This window comes from Streptomyces sp. NPDC088706, assembly GCF_044752765.1.
Classification (GTDB): domain Bacteria; phylum Actinomycetota; class Actinomycetes; order Streptomycetales; family Streptomycetaceae; genus Streptomyces.
In genome coordinates this window covers 405513-419341 of record NZ_JBIVLW010000004.1, presented here as the reverse complement: position 1 = coordinate 419341, position 13829 = coordinate 405513, and the positions used below count along the sequence as shown (strand labels likewise).

Genomic DNA, 13829 nt, shown 5'->3' with positions numbered 1-13829 from the left:
GGGGGCCCCCGGGGCGCCCCCCGCCCGTGCGGGGGGGGGCCCCCCCCCCCCCCGCCGCGGGGGGGGGCGGGGCCCCGCCGTGGGGGGGGGGGCCGCCCCACCCCCCCCCACCCCCCCTTCTCGTGCCCGCCCGACAGCTGCTCCGCCGGCCTTCTCGTGCCCGTCCTACAGCTGCTCCGCCGGCCTTCCCGTGCCCGCCCTACAGCTTCTCGACCGGCGCGTACCGCAGGAGCAGCTTCTTGGGGCGCTCGTCGCCGAAGTCCACCGTCGCCTTGGCCTGGTCGCCGATCCCCTCCACGGCCGTCACCGTGCCGAGCCCGAACTGGTCGTGCGTGACCCGGTCCCCGACCACCAGCGTGACCGTGGGCTTCTCCGTGGAGCGCCGGGTGGCGAAGCCCGAGGGGCCGGAGCGGGCGCGCGAGGAGGAGAGCGAGGACGTGATGCCCGAGGTGGGTCCGGCCGGGGCGGCCATCGGGCCCTTGCGCTTCCACTCCAGGTGCTGGTCCGGGATCTCCTCCAGGAACCGCGAGGGCGGGTTGTACGAGGGCTGGCCCCAGGCGCTGCGCATCGCGGCCCGGGTCAGGTAGAGCCGCTCACGGGCGCGGGTGATGCCCACGTACGCCAGGCGGCGCTCCTCCTCCAGCTCCTTGGTCTGGCCGAGGGCCCGCATGTGCGGGAAGACGCCGTCCTCCAGGCCGGTGAGGAAGACGACCGGGAACTCCAGGCCCTTGGCGGTGTGCAGGGTCATCAGCGTGATGACGCCGGAGCCGTCCTCGTCCTCGTCGGGGATCTGGTCGGAGTCGGCGACCAGCGCGACCCTCTCCAGGAACTCCGCGAGGGTGCCGGCGCCCTCCGTCTCGGCGCGCTCCTGCTCGAACTCCAGGGCGACGGCGGCCAGTTCCTGGAGGTTCTCGACGCGGGTCTCGTCCTGCGGGTCGGTGGAGGCCTGGAGCTCGGCGAGATAGCCCGTGCGCTCCAGGACGGCTTCGAGCACGACGGCGGGTCCGGCGCCGGACTCGACGACGGTGCGCAGCTCCTCCATCAGCGTGTTGAAGCGCTTGACGGCGTTGGACGAGCGGGCCGCCATGCCGTACGCCTCGTCGACGCGGCGCAGCGCCTGCGGGAAGGAGATCTTCTCGCGCATCGACAGGGCGTCGATCATGGCTTCGGCGCGGTCGCCGATGCCGCGCTTGGGCACGTTGAGGATGCGGCGCAGCGGGACGGTGTCCTCGGGGTTGGCGAGGACACGGAGGTAGGCCAGGACGTCCCGGACCTCCTTGCGCTCGTAGAAGCGCACGCCGCCGACGACCTTGTACGGCAGGCCGACGCGGATGAAGATCTCCTCGAAGACACGGGACTGGGCGTTCGTGCGGTAGAAGACGGCGACATCGCCCGCCTTGGCGTCGCCCTTGTCCGTCAGCCGGTCGATCTCCTCGGCGACGAACTGCGCCTCGTCGTGCTCGGTGTCGGCGACGTAACCGGTGATGCGGGCGCCACTGCCGGCGTTGGTCCACAGGTTCTTGGGGCGGCGGCTCTCGTTGCGCTCGATGACCGCGTTGGCGGCGGAGAGGATCGTCTGCGTGGAGCGGTAGTTCTGCTCCAGCAGGATCGTCGTCGCGCTCGGGTAGTCCTCCTCGAACTGGAGGATGTTGCGGATGGTCGCGCCCCGGAAGGCGTAGATCGACTGGTCCGCGTCGCCCACCACGCACAGCTCGGCGGGGGCGTCGGCCTCCCCGGCCGGGCCGACCAGCTCGCGTACCAGCGTGTACTGGGCGTGGTTGGTGTCCTGGTACTCGTCGACCAGGACGTGGCGGAAGCGGCGCCGGTAGTGCTCGGCGACGTCCGGGAAGGCCTGGAGGAGGTGGACCGTCGTCATGATGATGTCGTCGAAGTCCAGCGCGTTGGCCTCGCGCAGGCGGGCCTGGTAGAGCGCGTACGCCTGGGCCAGGGTCTTCTCGAAACCATCGGCCGCCTGTCCGGCGAAGGTCTCCTCGTCGATGAGCTCGTTCTTGAGGTTGGAGACCTTGGCGGTGAAGGACTTCGGCGGGTAGCGCTTGGGGTCCAGGTCGAGATCGCGGCAGACCAGGGCCATCAGGCGCTTGGAGTCGGCGGCGTCGTAGATCGAGAACGACGAGGTGAAGCCGAGCTTCTTCGACTCGCGGCGCAGGATGCGGACGCACGCGCTGTGGAAGGTCATGACCCACATGGCGTTGGCGCGCGGGCCCACCAGCTGCTCGACGCGCTCCTTCATCTCGCCCGCGGCCTTGTTGGTGAAGGTGATCGCCAGGATCTGCCCCGGGTGCGTCCCGCGCTCGGCCAGCAGGTGCGCGATGCGGTGGGTCAGCACCCGGGTCTTGCCGGAGCCGGCCCCGGCGACGATGAGCAGCGGGGACCCGGCGTGCACGACGGCGGCGCGCTGCTCGGTGTTCAGCCCATCGAGCAGCGCCGCGGCGTCGATGACCGGGCGCGGGTGGCCGTCCCGGTAGTACCCGTCCCGGGGCGGCGGGGGCGCGTCGAAGACGCCCTCGAAGAGTCCCTCCGGCACCGCTTCGGGTGCGTGGTCCTCGGGGGGCGGCGGCGGGCCGTCCTCCGCGGACTGGAGGCCGGTCAGGAAGTTGTCGTCAAAGAGGCTGCTCATCGCCATCCGAGTCTAGAGGGCCGCACCGACAACCTTCCGTCGAAGCCGGGAAGCGGCCACCGGCACCAGCGCGCCACCCGCACGCAAGGAGAGCGGACGTCCACGTTCCGTGAAGGAGTGCCCGGTCGGAGGGGGTGCGGGACCGCGGACCCGGAAAGGTCACGAAAATGTATCGGGCATATCGCTCCACCTCCTTCCCAGCGGTGCCACGGGTTGGCTAGCGTGCTCGGTCAGGTGATCCGTACCTCCCAGAGACGAACCGCGTCTCACGGTCACCTCTGCCGAATCCGCGCTGCCCTCCCAGCAGTTCGGAACCGGGGACCCACACGCAGAACCGGGGTGAATCGGTCCGTACCCTCGCATCCGGACCGTAGGACAGCCTTCCGTTCCGTCCGAACCCGACAGCTAACCCGGTAGGCGGTCCACGGAAGGAGATGCCGGTCTTGGCATCGCATCGCAAGCCGCGCGCGAAGGTGCGCACCACCACCCCCGCCGTCGGGTTCACGACGGCCGCGCTGGCCTCCGTGACGCTTCTCTCCACGCAGAGCGCGACGGCGGCCCCCGCCGAGCCGAAACCGGCCATCGAGGACGTCCGGAAGAAGGTCGACGAGCTCTACCGGCAGGCGGGCAGCGCGACCCAGCAGTACAACCGCGCCAAGGCCGCCTCCACGGCCCAGCGCACCAAGGTCGACACGCTGCTCTCCGACGTGGCGAAGCGGACCGAGAGGATCAACGAGGCGCGCAGGGAGCTGGGGGCCTACGCGGCCGCGCAGTACCGCACCGGTGGCATCGCACCCACCGCGACCTTCTTCCTGGCGGACGACCCGCAGTCCTACTTCGACCAGAACCAGCTGATGAGCCGGGCGACCGAACGGCAGCAGAAGGCCGTCGACGACTTCCGTACGCAGCAGGCCGCGGTGTCGAGGAAGCGCGCGGAGGCCGTGAAGAGCCTGGAGACGCTCACCGAGACCCAGACCGCGCTCCGCACCGGCAAGCGGAACGTGCAGACCAAGCTGACCGAGGCCCGGTCCCTGCTGTCGAAGCTGACCGCCGAGGAGAAGGCGCGGCTGGCGGAGCTGGAGCGCAAGAAGGAGGCCGAGGCCAAGGAGAAGGCGGAGCGGCTGGCCCGCCGCCAGGCCGCCGAGGCCAAGGAGCGGGAGAAGGCCGAGAAGAAGGCGCGCGAGGAGGCCGCGAAGGAGTCCGGCGGGGACAACGGCTCCGGCTCCGGCAGCGGTACGGGGACGAGCCCGGGCTCCGGTACGGGTACGGGTACCGGGACCGGGGCGGGCAGCGGCTACGCCGCCAAGGCCGAGAAGGTGCTGGCCTTCGCCCGCGCCCAGATCGGGAAGCCGTACGTGTGGGGGGCCTCGGGCCCGTCCTCGTACGACTGCTCGGGGCTGACGCAGGCGGCGTGGCGGGAGGCGGGCGTGACACTGCCCCGGACCACCTGGGACCAGGTGAAATTCGGCACCCGGGTCGCCACCGCCGACCTGCGCCCCGGTGACCTGGTCTTCTTCTACGACGACATCAGCCACGTCGGCATCTACAAGGGCGACGGGATGATGATCCACGCCCCGAAGCCGGGGGCGAACGTCCGCGAGGAGTCGATCTACTCCATGCCGGTCTACGGCAGCGTGCGCCCGGCGTAGTGCCGGGCGCGGGGTGGTCGCCTCAGGGCGGCCGCCCCGGAGCCCAGCCATGGCCGGAGGATCGCCAGGCAGTGGGGCAAGCCTTCGCCGGGGCGTTCGCCGGAACTGGGCGTCGTCCGCCCGAACCTGCCGGAATGATCAGTTCCGGCCTCGCATCTCCGGTCATCCGGCGGCGCCCGGACGTCACATCCGGGCAATAGTTGTCATGGCGAACCTTTTCCGTGCGCCCGGATTAGCGTCCCTGGCGGACCCGTCGGTATCCCCCGGCGGGCAGCCGACAGGAAGGATGCCGCCCCCGTGGCCGCGCACCGGAAATCCGCTCACCGGAAACCCAAGCAGCGCCCGTTCACCGGCCCTGCTGCCCGCACCGCCGCCACCCTGGCGCTCGCCGGGGCCGCCACCGCCACCTCGGCCGCCGGCGCCGGCGCCGCACCCGCCGAGCCCGCTCCCACCGCCGCCCAGGTCCGGGCGAAGATCGACCGGCTCTACCACGACGCCGAGGTCGCCACCGAGAAGTACAACGGGGCGAAGGAGAGGGCGTCCGCCGCCACCAGCGCCGTCGACGCCCTGGCCGACGAGGCCGCCCGCCGCACCGACCGCCTCAACACCGCCCGCCACGCGCTCGGGTCCCTGGCCACCGCCCAGTACCGCACCGGCGCCCTCGACCCCGCCGTACAGCTGGCGCTCTCCTCGGATCCCGACACCTACCTGGAGCGCGCCGCCCACCTGGACCGGGCGGGCGACCGGCAGGCAGGCCTGCTCAGCGGTATCCGGCGCCAGCTCTCCGGCCTCGCCCGGGTCAAGGCGCGCGCCGACCGGGAGACCGAGGCGCTCGCCGCCCGCCAGGCCGAGCTGCGCGAACACCGCACCGCGATCCGCACCAAGCTCGCCGACGCCCGCAGGCTCCTGGCCACCCTCACCGCCGGCGAGCGCGCCGCGTACGAACGCTCGGCCGACGCCGGCCACGGCGGCGGCCCGGCTCAGGCCGACCGCGCGACCGCCCACGCCGACCGTTCGGCCCCCCGCTCCCCGGTCGCCGCCCCCAACTCCCGCGCGGCCCGGGCCGTCGCCTTCGCGCACGGGGCGATCGGCAAGCCGTACGTCTGGGGCGCGACCGGTCCGAACGCCTTCGACTGCTCGGGCCTGACCCAGGCGGCCTGGCGGGCGGCGGGCGTCAGCCTGCCCCGCACCACCTACACCCAGATCAACGCCGGACAGCGGGTCTCCCGCTCCGAACTGGCCCCTGGCGACCTGGTGTTCTTCTACTCCGGGATCAGCCATGTCGGCCTCTACATCGGCGGCGGCCAGATGATCCACGCCCCGCGCCCCGGCGCCCCGGTCCGCATCGCACCCGTCGATCACATGCCTTTCGCCGGAGCGACCCGGGTGGCATAGTCCCCGGCGCCGGACTCCCTCCCGCCGAAGGAACTGTCGCATGACGATGGCGAACGCCGTCCAGGGCTACGCCCGCACGCTCACGCTGCGCTCGCCCACCCACTACCGGGTGGGCCCGTTCACCGTCCGGCACGACCCGGGCTGGGAACTGAAGTACGCCAACTACGCCATCCCCGACCGGGAAGCGGAACCCACGGCGGACGACGTGGCAGCCCTGATCGAGGCGTTCCGGGAGCGGAGGCGGCTGCCGCGCCTTGAGTTCCTGCCCACCTGGGCCCCGGCCGTCGAACCGGCCCTCCTGGCAGCCGGTTTCGCCGTGGAGAACCGGGCTCCGCTGCTCGCCTGCGGCCGCGAGGACCTCCGTGGGCCGAAGCCGGTCCACGGCCTCCGCATCACCGTGCCCGGCACCGAAGCGGAATTCACCGACGCCGCCCGCGTCCAGCACCAGGGCTTCGGCGGCGAGGGCGAACCCGAGCCGGGAACGACCGACTGGTTCCGCGCGGCCGCCACCGGTGACGGGGTCGCCGCCCTGGCCGTCCTCGGCGGCGCGCCGGCCGGGGCGGGCGGCTGCACGGTCGCGGTCGACGGCCTCAGCGAACTGGCCGGCCTCGCCGTAGCCGCCCCCTTCCGCCGCCGGGGCATCGGCGCCGCGCTCACCGCCTGGCTGACGGAACGGGCCCTCGACCTGGGCTGCCGGACGGTCTGGCTGGAACCGGGCGACGCCGACGCGGAGCGGATCTACGCGGGCGTCGGTTACCGCAGGATCGGCGAGAAGGTCAACATCTCGCGGGAAGCCGCCTAGCCCCTCGGGCCCTTCCGGCCCTTCCCGCTCTTCCGGCCCTTCCCGCTCTTCCGGCCCTTTCCGCTCTTCCGGCCCTTCCCGCTCTTCCCGCTCAGACCAGCCGCCGCGCCGTCGCCCATCGCGTCAGCTCGTGCCGGTTGGAGAGCTGGAGCTTCCTGAGCACCGCCGAGACGTGCGACTCCACGGTCTTCACCGAGATGAACAGCTGCTTGGCGATCTCCTTGTACGCGTATCCACGCGCGATCAGCCGCAGCACCTCGCGCTCGCGCTGGGTGAGGCGGTCCATGTCCTCGTCGACCGGCGGGGCGTCCGTGGAGGCGAAGGCGTCCAGGACGAAGCCGGCCAGGCGCGGGGAGAAGACGGCGTCGCCCTCCTGGACCCGGAAGACCGAGTCGACCAGGTCGGTGCCGGTGATGGTCTTGGTGACGTAGCCCCGGGCGCCACCCCGGATCACCCCGATGACGTCCTCGGCGGCGTCCGAGACGGAGAGGGCGAGGAAGCGGACCGGGTTGTCGGCCGCACCCATCAGCGGGGCGCACCGGCGCAGCACCTCGACGCCGCCACCACCGGGGAGGTGGACGTCGAGGAGGACGACCTCGGGGCGGGTCGCGGTGATGACGGTGACCGCCTGGTCGACGTCGGCGGCTTCGCCGACCACTTCGACGCCGGTCTCCTCGGTGCGGCCGATCTCGGCCTGCACCCCGGTGCGGAACATCCGGTGGTCGTCGACGAGCACGACCCGTACCCGTCGCTCCGGGCCCCCGGTGGCTTCGGTGTTCTCGGTCATTCGCTCGCCCTTTCCATCTCCAGCTCGACCTCGGTGCCCCCGCCGGGCACCGAACGCAGCCGGGCGCTGCCGCCGTTGCGCTGCATCCGGCCGATGATTGATTCTCGTACGCCCATCCGGTCGGCGGGAACCTCGTCCAGGTCGAACCCCGGACCCCGGTCCCGCACGGAGACGAAGACCGTCCTCCCCTCCACCTCCGCGAAGACCTGCACGGCACCGCCCTCGCCACCGTACTTGGCGGCGTTGACCATCGCCTCGCGCGCGGCCTGCATCTGTGCGCCCAGCTTGTCGTCCAGGGGGCAGTCGCCGACGACCACGACCTCCAGGGGGACGCCGTGCTTGTCCTCGACCTCGGCGGCGGCCCGCTTCACGGCCTCGGCGAGGGTCTCCGATTCGTCGCCCTCGTCCTTGCCGGTGCCCTCGGGGTTGTACAGCCAGTTCCGCAGCTCGCGCTCCTGGGCGCGGGCCAGGCGTCTGACCTCGCCGCCGTTCTCCGCGTTCCGCTGGATCAGGGTGAGGGTGTGCAGGACGGAGTCGTGGACGTGGGCGGCGACCTCGGCCCGCTCCTGGGCGCGGATGCGCATCAGGCGCTCCTCGGAGAGGTCCTGGGTCATCCGGACCAGGTAGGGGCCGGCGAGCAGGGCGATGCCGGTGAGGACGGCGATGGCGGCGGTCAGGACGTTGCCCAGCTGGGCGGCCGAGCCGCGCACCACCATGAAGACGGCGAGGCCGAGGCCGACGAGGGCGACCCCGGTCAGCGCCCGGGCCAGGTGCAGCAGCCGGCGGCGGCGGCCGACCTCCATCCAGCGGGCCCGTCGCGCGTTGTCCGCCTGGCGCCAGACCAGGACGGAGCCCGCGCCTATGAGAAGCGTCGGCCAGATGTAGCGGTCGGCCTCGCTGCCCATGTCGACGTTGACGACGAAGACCACGGCCCCGACGAGCAGGGCGACGAGCGCGAAGACCTGGCCCGGGTCCGGCTTGCGGAGTCTGCGCCGCCCGTCGGCGGCGGTCTCGAACACCGAGCGCGGGGCGTGGACGCCGCCGACGCCGCCCACCCCGAGGGGGACGACGATCCAGAACACCGCGTACAGCAGGGCGCCCAGGCCGTCGCTGAGGAAGAGCCCGAGGAAGACGAACCGGACCCAGGCGACCGGCAGTCCGAGGTGTCCGGCGAGCCCGCGCGCGACGCCGCCCAGCATCCGCCCGTCGGCGCTGCGGTACAGCTTGCGCAGCGGCGGCTCCTCCGGGTCGGAGGTGAGAGAGCTGGCGGCTCGGGCGGTGGCGGCTGGCATGCCCCGATCGTCACACGCGGCGGGGGCGGGAGGCATCAGGGTAGTCCCCCTGATCGACCCTGAGGATCCCCGCCGACCTGCCCTGGTGCTGCCCCCACCCGCGCCCACCCCCCCCTCCCCGCCGACCGGCCCCGGTACTGCCCCCACCCGCGCCCGCCACCCGCACCCCAGGGGCCGGCGGGTCCCCGCGCCCCCTTGCGGGAAGCCCGGCGCAAAATCAGGGACCGGCCAGGGTAGGCGCGGGTCCCGCCGGGCGGTGCGGGCCGTCACCATGGAGGTATGACCGCTCCCTCGGACGCCGCTCCCGGCGTCGCGCCCCCCGACGCACCCGGACCGCAGCTGCGGCGCAGCCCGCGGCAGAAGGTGGTGGCCGGGGTCTGCGGCGGACTGGGCCGGTACTGCGACGTGGACCCGGTGATCTTCCGGATCGTGCTCGGCGTCCTCTCCGTGACCGGCGGCATCGGCCTGATCTTCTACGGCTTCGCCTGGCTCCTGCTGCCCTGGGAGGGCGAGGAGGAGAACGAGGCGCGCCGGCTGCTGTCGGGCCGGGTCGACGGGGCGTCGCTGGTGGCGCTGCTGCTGGCACTGATCGGCTGCGGGCTCTTCCTGTCGATGCTGGGCAACCGGGGCATGCTGGCGTTCGCCGCGCTGCTGTCGCTGGCCGTCGTCGGCTGCTCGGTGTGGACGCAGTCCCGTAGGACTTCGGCGCCGGAGGATGCGGGGGCGCCGCGCGGCGCCCCCGTGGCCGCCCCCGTCCACCCGCACTCCGGCGGCCTCGGTACGCCCCCGCCGGAGGTGAAGGCGCCGCCGACGCCGGGCGGCCCGTCGTGGTGGCGGGACCCGATCATCAAGGACGGCACGACGGGGCCGGTCAGCTCGGGCTATCTGTGGGGTCCCCCGGACACCGACGTGGGGTCGGCGCAGGCCGAGGTGCGGGCCGGGCGCCCCAGCGCGGACGCCCCGTTCCGGCCGCCGGCTCCGGCGCCCGCCGCGCCGGGGCCGCGCTCGCTCGGCGGTCTCGTCTTCCTGGCCGCGCTGGTGGCGGGCGGTCTGGGCACCGGGCTGAGCTGGGAGCAGCAGCCGCTGGGGACGGCGCTGCAGATCGGGCTGGTCGCCGCCCTCGTGGTGTTCGGGCTCGGCCTGCTGGTCTCCTCGGTACTGGGACGGACCGGTGTGGGCACGGTGACGATGGCGGTGATCACGGCGGTGCTGCTGGCGGGCGCGACCATGCTGCCGAAGGAGATCAGCACCGACTGGGGCCGTCAGGAGTGGCGCCCGGCCCAGGTCTCCGCCGTCCAGCAGCGGTACGAGCTGGGCAGCGGCGACGCCCGGCTGGACCTGTCCGGGGTGGTGGTCCCCCGGGGCGGGACCGTGCGCACCCGGCTGGAGGTCGGGGCCGGGCGGGCGGCCGTCGTCGTCCCGAGGGACGTGACCGTGAAGGTGCGGGCCGAAGCCGGTCTCGGGGAGATCCGGCTGGAGGAGGGGCAGCGGGTCCAGGTCCGCGTCAACAGCGACCGGACCTCGCAACGTACGCTGCCGCCGCCCAAGGGCAGCAAGCCGGCCGGGACGATCGAGCTGGAAGTGGAAGTCGGCGTCGGAGAGGTGGAGGTCAGCCGTGCTGCGTCATGAGTTCCGGCCCGGGCGGGCGGTGGCGGGCCTGGCGATGCTGGCCCTGGCCGGGGGGTACGCGGCCGACGCGGCCGGGGCGTGGGAGGTCCCGTGGACCTTCTTCCTCCTGGTCCTCCTCGGCGGCCTGTGGCTGGCCGCCACGGCGACCTGGGCCGCCTACCTGCTCCGGCGCCGCCGTGACGTGAGGAAGGCGTCGGCGGAGAGCATCGGGGCGCCCGCGAGCACCAGGGGCAGCCACGCCATCAAGTAGGGCAGGTCGTTGCCGTAGTAGTACGGGGTCGCCTGCCAGCTCACCGTCAGCCACAGGCTCAGGGAGATCAGCGCGCCGCCGAGCGCGGCGAGCCGGGCCCAGAGGCCGACGAGGGTGCCGAGGCCGACGAGGAGTTCGCCGACCGCGATGGCGTGACCGAACCCTTCGGGGCTCTTGAGCGCCAGGTCGACGAGGGCGGGGACCGCGGAGGAGTCGCGGACCCCGCGCATCATCTCGCCGATGGAGCCGGGGCCGGTCGCGGAGAGGAATCCGCTGTCCGTCAGCTTGTCGAGCCCCGCGTAGACGAAGGTGACGCCGAGGAAGATCCGCAGCGGCAGCAGGGCGTACTCGCGCGCCCGCTCGCGCAGCCCTTTCGGCTCGCCCGGACCGTACGAACCGCCGCCGTAACCGTTCATCACCGCTGCCCCGCTTCCCGAAGTCCCGTCACCTGACCATACGTACGCCTGTACGGCGCCGCTCACCAGGGCTGCGAAGCAATCGGGGCGGGCGACCGGAGGACCAGGACAGCCGTCAGTCCGTGACGTCGATCGGGCAGCGGTCGGTCTCCACCCCGGCGGCCGTGACGACCTGGACGTCCACCGTGCCCGGCTCGACCTCGACCGGGACCGGGACGGTGAGCACGGTGTCGGTCGGGTTGGCGAAGCCGCCGGCGACCGGGATCAGCGGTACGTGGACGTGGACCGTGCCGATCCGTACGACGAGCCGGGCCAGCCGGTCGGGGCTGCCCGCGCCGGGCGGTACGAAGCCCGCGCCCCGGATCTCGATGTCGTCGCCGGTCCGGATCGGGGCGTCCAGGTCCCCGGCCTCCCGGGCCCGCACCACGGACAGCACGACGGGACGACCGCCCTCCGCGTACTTCCCCGCGAAGTAGGTGGCCGCCGAGACCGCCACCAGCAGGGCGAGGCCCCACGGCAGATCCGGCAGCTGCTCGGGACGGCGGGCCAGGCGGACGACGGCGAACAGCACGGCGACCCCGCTGACCAGCACGTACTGCACATCGGTGAACGAGCCGCGCCCCGAGTCGTCGGTGAGCAGATCGGCGGCGCGCGGCCGGTCCGCGCGCAGCTTCTGGAGCCGCCGGCCCAGCACCCGTACGGTCACCACGCGGCGTACGACGACGGCGACCGCGCACACCAGCGCCAGCACGGTCAGCACCCCGGCGGAGCGCACCAGGTCGAGCCCCTCGATCAGCGCGTCCCGCTTCCGCTGATCGGACGCGCCCGCCAGCTGGAGGGCGAGGACCAGGACGGCGAAGACGGCGAGCAGCACCCAGGCGGCGGCGACGGTCCTGGAGGTGGAGAGCCGGTTGTCCTCGCCGATCAGCGGGGCGAGGAGGCCGCCGCGGGCGCGGTGGAAGCGGGCGGCGACGGTCAGCAGGGCGGCGGTCACGAGCGCGGCGAGGAGACCGGCGGTGCGGGCGGTGGTCCAGCCGGGCCCGATCGCGGTGAGGCTCGCGCCGACGAGCAGGGCGAGCACCGCGCCCCAGACGGCGAACAGGGTGCCCCGCCACACATGGTGGAGCCAGACGTCACCGGCCGCCCGGCCCCGTTCGGCGACGGTGCGGGCGGACTCGGTCAGCTCGTCGGAGACCCACTGCCGGGACGCGGAGGCGGACTGGGCGACCCCGGCGGGCAGGCCGTTGCCCGCCGCCAGCTCGTCCCGCTTGGCCAGGAAGGCGGCGACCGCGCGCCGGTGCCCCTCGCGTGCTCCGTGCGGGCAGTCGCCGCACGTACAGCGCCCGCCGTGCGTGCCGCTCGCCCTTGCCTCTTCCAACGCCACGGAGATGTACGCCCTTTCCCGCCCCGGTACAGCCAACTCACCTGTGATACCAGCGAATTGTGCCGTACGGGGCGGCCATCCCCCGCATCGGGGCGGACCGGGGGCCGAGGTCGTCAGAACGTTCGACTGATCCGCTGCCACAGGGGCTGGTAGTTGATCCACGCCACCAGGTCGCTGCCCAGCTGCTCCCGGGTGGTGACGGCGTCCCGGTGGTCGATCAGCACGGGCTTCCCGGCTCCCCGCGCCAGCAGCTGCACCTGGCAGGCGCGTTCCATCGTGAGGAACCACCAGGCCGCCGCGTCCACCGAGTCCCCCACGGTCAGGAGTCCGTGGTTGCGCAGGATGACGGCCTTGCGCGGCCCGAGTACGGTGGCGATCCGGCGCCCCTCCTCCTCGTCCACGACGACACCGGTGTACGCGTCATAGAGCGCATGGTCTTCGTAGAACGCGCAGGCCTCCTGGGTGATCGGCTCGATGAGCTCCCCCAGCGCGGCCAGCGCGCGCCCGTGCACGGAGTGGGTGTGCGCGACGGCGACGGCACCCGGCCGGGCCCGGTGCACGGCCGCGTGCACGGCGAACGCGGCCTGGTTGACGTGGAAGCGCCCCTGGACCACCTGCCCGTCGCCGTTGACGAGGATCAGATCCTGCGGGGCGATGTCGGCGAAGGGCGCCCCGAAGGGGTTGACCCAGTAGCAGTCGGCCAGCTCGGGGTCGCGCACGGTGATGTGCCCGGAGACCCCGTCCTCGTACCCGTACTGCCCGAACAGCCGCAACGCCCCGGCGAGCCGCTGTCTGCGGTACGTCCGCTCCTCGTCCGGCGAGGCGTGCACGGGCGGCATCGCGAAGTGCAGCTGCTCGACGGGATCGGCGCGGGGGCGGGCACGGCGGGCGGCTCGGACATGGCGGCTCCTCACTTTCCCGGGGGCGTACGGGATCGGAAGTTACCGGCGGGTGGGGGCGAGGGGAAGGGATGCGATTACGGGCGGCGCTGGTTGATCGCGGTGAGGTCGATGGAGAGCGGGAACGGGACGTCGAGCTTCAGAGCGTTGTGGTGGATGCCCGTGGGCGTGTACGCCTTCAGTGCGGGGTCCAGTTCGTAGACGTACACGACGGGGAGGCCGTCGGGGCCCTGCTCGACGCGCCAGAAGTGCACGATGCCGGCGGCGGCGTACTTCTTGGGCTTGGTCTCGCGGTCACGGGCCTCGGAGTCCGGGGAGACGACTTCTACGGCCAGGACGACGTCCTTAGGCGCGTACCAGGTCTGGTCCGCGCCGGTGTCGGCTTCCGCCCGGTACACGAGCATGTCGGGTTCCGGGCGGTTGATGCGGTCCAGCTTGACCGTCATCTCCCGGTCCACATCCAGGTCTGCCGGCAGATGAGCCAGCAATCCGCTCTCCAGCAACCACATCGCGCGCGTGTGGAACTTCCGCTGCGGACTCATGAAGACGAGACTCCCGTCGATCAGCTCGGTGTGGGGCGGGAGGCCCGGAATCCGGTCGAGGTCGTCCGACGTCCAGCCGCCCTCCGGCGGGACGGGCCACCGGTACGGCTGCTGTTCGAGCCTGGGCTCGGGTGCGGCGCTCATGA

General features: G+C 73.1%; 12 protein-coding genes and 1 riboswitch. Of the genes, 5 read left to right on the top strand and 7 right to left on the bottom strand.

What is annotated here, in order from left to right; genetic code table 11:
* Positions 1–199 precede the first annotated feature (199 nt).
* On the bottom strand, positions 200–2638 hold the full coding sequence (gene pcrA, locus ACIQAK_RS15080) for a DNA helicase PcrA (protein WP_366390877.1): 2439 nt from the start codon (positions 2636–2638) through the stop codon (positions 200–202).
* 269 nt (positions 2639–2907) lie between these two features.
* A riboswitch (cyclic di-AMP (ydaO/yuaA leader) is annotated at positions 2908–3074 on the top strand.
* Here pcrA and ACIQAK_RS15075 point away from each other — a divergent pair.
* The 3 genes from ACIQAK_RS15075 (at position 3073) to ACIQAK_RS15065 (ending at position 6484) form a co-directional block, all read left to right on the top strand.
* Entirely contained in the window at positions 3073–4287 is a 1215-nt protein-coding gene (locus ACIQAK_RS15075; RefSeq protein WP_366390876.1) for an NlpC/P60 family protein, read from the top strand. Its footprint overlaps the riboswitch before it by 2 nt.
* Positions 4288–4584: 297 nt before the next feature.
* Complete coding sequence (locus ACIQAK_RS15070) at positions 4585–5682, top strand: C40 family peptidase (protein WP_366390875.1); 1098 nt, start codon at positions 4585–4587, stop codon at positions 5680–5682.
* Positions 5683–5722: 40 nt separating this feature from the next.
* A complete protein-coding gene (locus ACIQAK_RS15065) occupies positions 5723–6484 on the top strand; it encodes a GNAT family N-acetyltransferase (RefSeq protein WP_366390874.1) in 762 nt (253 codons plus the stop codon).
* A gap of 91 nt (positions 6485–6575) precedes the next feature.
* Here the strand turns inward: ACIQAK_RS15065 and ACIQAK_RS15060 are convergent, their stop codons facing one another.
* Together ACIQAK_RS15060 and ACIQAK_RS15055 are read right to left on the bottom strand one after the other, a co-directional pair.
* Entirely contained in the window at positions 6576–7271 is a 696-nt protein-coding gene (locus tag ACIQAK_RS15060; protein ID WP_015610817.1) for a response regulator transcription factor, read from the bottom strand.
* Positions 7268–8563 carry a PspC domain-containing protein gene (locus ACIQAK_RS15055; protein ID WP_366390873.1) on the bottom strand — a complete coding sequence of 432 codons (1296 nt, stop codon included), beginning with the start codon at positions 8561–8563 and terminating at the stop codon, positions 7268–7270. Before ACIQAK_RS15055 ends, ACIQAK_RS15060 begins: the two co-directional genes overlap by 4 nt.
* A gap of 279 nt (positions 8564–8842) precedes the next feature.
* On the opposite strand from ACIQAK_RS15055, the gene ACIQAK_RS15050 reads away from it, so the two are divergent.
* Positions 8843–10192, top strand: coding sequence for a PspC domain-containing protein (locus ACIQAK_RS15050; protein ID WP_366390872.1), 1350 nt, complete (start codon positions 8843–8845; stop codon positions 10190–10192).
* Positions 10179–10442 (top strand): hypothetical protein, encoded by a 264-nt coding sequence (locus ACIQAK_RS15045; RefSeq protein WP_366390871.1) that lies wholly within the window; start codon positions 10179–10181, stop codon positions 10440–10442. The genes ACIQAK_RS15050 and ACIQAK_RS15045 overlap by 14 nt, the downstream gene beginning before the upstream one ends.
* Here the strand turns inward: ACIQAK_RS15045 and ACIQAK_RS15040 are convergent.
* The 4 genes from ACIQAK_RS15040 to ACIQAK_RS15025 form a co-directional block, all read right to left on the bottom strand.
* Positions 10349–10858, bottom strand: coding sequence for a DoxX family protein (locus ACIQAK_RS15040; RefSeq protein ID WP_366390870.1), 510 nt, complete (start codon positions 10856–10858; stop codon positions 10349–10351). The two genes, ACIQAK_RS15045 and ACIQAK_RS15040, sit on opposite strands and share 94 nt — an antisense overlap.
* A gap of 115 nt (positions 10859–10973) precedes the next feature.
* Positions 10974–12242 carry a hypothetical protein gene (locus ACIQAK_RS15035; protein WP_366390869.1) on the bottom strand — a complete coding sequence of 423 codons (1269 nt, stop codon included), beginning with the start codon at positions 12240–12242 and terminating at the stop codon, positions 10974–10976.
* Positions 12243–12355: 113 nt separating this feature from the next.
* Positions 12356–13081 carry a class II aldolase/adducin family protein gene (locus ACIQAK_RS15030; protein WP_366390928.1) on the bottom strand — a complete coding sequence of 242 codons (726 nt, stop codon included), beginning with the start codon at positions 13079–13081 and terminating at the stop codon, positions 12356–12358.
* A 137-nt stretch (positions 13082–13218) separates the two neighbouring features.
* The gene (locus ACIQAK_RS15025) at positions 13219–13827 is read right to left on the bottom strand and encodes a Uma2 family endonuclease (RefSeq protein WP_366390868.1); all 609 of its coding nucleotides are present in this window, start codon (positions 13825–13827) and stop codon (positions 13219–13221) included.
* Positions 13828–13829 lie beyond the last annotated feature (2 nt).